Genomic DNA, 2313 nt, shown 5'->3' with positions numbered 1-2313 from the left:
AACACCACACTCTGACCAACACACAACCAAACCCACACACAGAACCTAAAACAACGCGTTTAGTTCCTATAGGCCCAGTACTGGGAACATAGAACTCAGCGAATACAAGAATGCCCCGGAGATAGCTCCGGGGCATCAACCAGGCGGACAGGGCGGGATTCGAACCCGCGGTGGCTTGCGCCACAACGGTTTTCAAGACCGTCTCTTTCGGCCGCTCAGACACCTGTCCAAAAGACGTGCCAATCAGGCACGTCACTCATCATACGACATCAGGGTTGGTCTAACCAGCAGCGGAATGTCGGTCGCTTCCAATAGAGGCGGCTCAGGCCTCCCAGGTCTGGGGCTCGATGACTTCTTTCCCACCCACGTAAGAGCGCATGGCCTCGGGGATGACAATAGAGCCATCGGCATTCTGGTGGTTCTCCAGGATGGCGACCAGCCAACGGGTGGTGGCCAAGGTCCCGTTCAGGGTGCTGACAGGGCGCGTGGAGCCGTCCTCCAGCCGCTCGCGCTCGTTGAGGCGGCGGGCCTGATACTCGGTGCAGTTGGAGGTTGACGTAAGTTCCCGATAGCGACCCTGGGTGGGCACCCAGGCCTCGCAATCGAACTTGCGCGCAGCCGAGGATCCCAAATCTCCTGCGGCGGTGTCGATGATCCGGTAGGGCACGTCCACCTTGGCCAGCATTTCCTGCTCCATGGCCAACAACTGCTGGTGCTGGTCGCGGGAGTCCTCCTGCTTGCAGTAGACGAACATCTCCACCTTGTCGAACTGGTGGACGCGGATGATGCCCATGGTGTCCTTGCCGGCGGAACCAGCCTCTCGCCGGTAGCAGCTGGACCAACCGCAGTAGCGCAGCGGACCCTTGCTCAAATCCAGAATCTCGTCCTCGTGCATGCCAGCCAGGGAGACCTCGGAGGTGCCCACCAGATACTGGTCGTCAGGCTCACGCAGACGATAGATCTCGTCGGCATGGGCGTTCAGGAAGCCGGTGCCGGCCATGACCTCGGGCCGGACCAAAGTGGGGGTGATCGTAGGAATGAATCCATGCTCCATGGCCTGGTCCACAGCCATGGTCAGCATGGCAATCTCCAGCCGGGCCACATCACCGCGCAGGAAGTAGAATCTGGATCCGGAGACCTTGACGCCCCTGCGCATGTCGATACCAGCCACGCCAACGCCCAGGACCAGGTGGTTCTTGGGCTCGAAACCCTCCTTGGCGAAGTCACGCGGAGTACCGACCTTCTTGACCACCACGTAATCATCCTCGCCGCCCTCGGGCGCCTCAGGCTCCACTACGTTGCTGAACTTCCACATCAGATCGGTGTACCTGGCGTTGGCCTCGTCAGAGGCTGCCTTGCAGGCGTTCACCTTGTCCGACAGGCTCTTGGTCTGGGCTAGAAGGTCGGCTTTCTCATCAGGAGAGGCCGAACCCATGCGCTTGCCGAGCGACTTCTGCTCGGCCCTGCGGCTTTCGTAATCCTGGAGCGCCGCCCTGCGCTCGCTGTCCGCCTTCAGCACTTCGTCGACGAGTTCGACCGATTCGCCGCGTTTGCGCTGTGATTCACGGACAACATCTGGATGTTCCTGAATGAACCTGATATCTAACATATCTGAATTCTATGACTTTCGGGGGACACGAAAACCGGCCCCGCACAACTCTTCCCAAGCCTTATGGCCTCTGTCGCAACCGGCCCGACGGGCCGCCGACCAGCCAGGAAGAGCAGCCGAGGCAGGAAGGCGGACGGGAACCATCCGTCTTTTATATACATCTGCCACGCATCACTTGCCGAATACGGTCTTGCGGAACCGTTTGCCGGTGGGAGTACCCGCAAGCCCGCCGATGCCGGTCTCCCTAAGTGACGATGGCATGCTCTCGCCGATGGACTTCATGGCTGCGATGACCTCATCGGGCGGGATTCTGCTGACGCCACCCGATAAGGCAATATCAGCAGCAATCAAAGCGTTGGCAGTGCCGATGGCGTTGCGGTTTACGCAAGGCACCTCCACCAGGCCGGCCACGGGATCGCAGACAAGGCCCAGCAGATTGCTCATGGCTATGGCGAAGGCCTGGGCGCAGGCATCAGGACCGCCTCCAGCACCCTCAACCGCTGCAGCGGCAGCCATGCCGGATGCGCTGCCCACTTCAGCCTGACAACCGCCTGTAGCTCCGGAGATCATCGCCTTGTTGGCGGTAACCAGACCGAAAGCCCCTGCCGTGAACAGGCAGCGAATCAACCCATCGTCATCCAGCCCCATTCGATTCTTGAGCACTGTGAGCACGCCGGGCAGAGTGCCCGAAGAGCCGGCGGTAG

General features: G+C 60.7%; 2 protein-coding genes and 1 tRNA gene. All 3 read right to left on the bottom strand.

Features of this window, described 5'->3' with window-relative positions:
- Window positions 1–144: 144 nt before the first annotated feature.
- Window positions 145–229 (bottom strand) — tRNA-Ser (locus AC0AP0_RS12205).
- A gap of 93 nt (window positions 230–322) precedes the next feature.
- Complete coding sequence (gene serS, locus AC0AP0_RS12200; protein ID WP_490430671.1) at window positions 323–1609, bottom strand: serine--tRNA ligase; 1287 nt, start codon at window positions 1607–1609, stop codon at window positions 323–325.
- A 171-nt stretch (window positions 1610–1780) separates the two neighbouring features.
- Window positions 1781–2313, bottom strand: a 533-nt coding sequence (locus AC0AP0_RS12195) for an L-serine ammonia-lyase, iron-sulfur-dependent, subunit alpha (protein WP_490430670.1), incomplete at its 5' end; no start/stop codon positions are given.

The organism is Bifidobacterium sp. POST2/T3 (B1), assembly GCF_058197115.1.
Note: the sequence above shows the minus strand (reverse complement) of the source record. Positions and strands in the feature narration are given on the sequence as shown.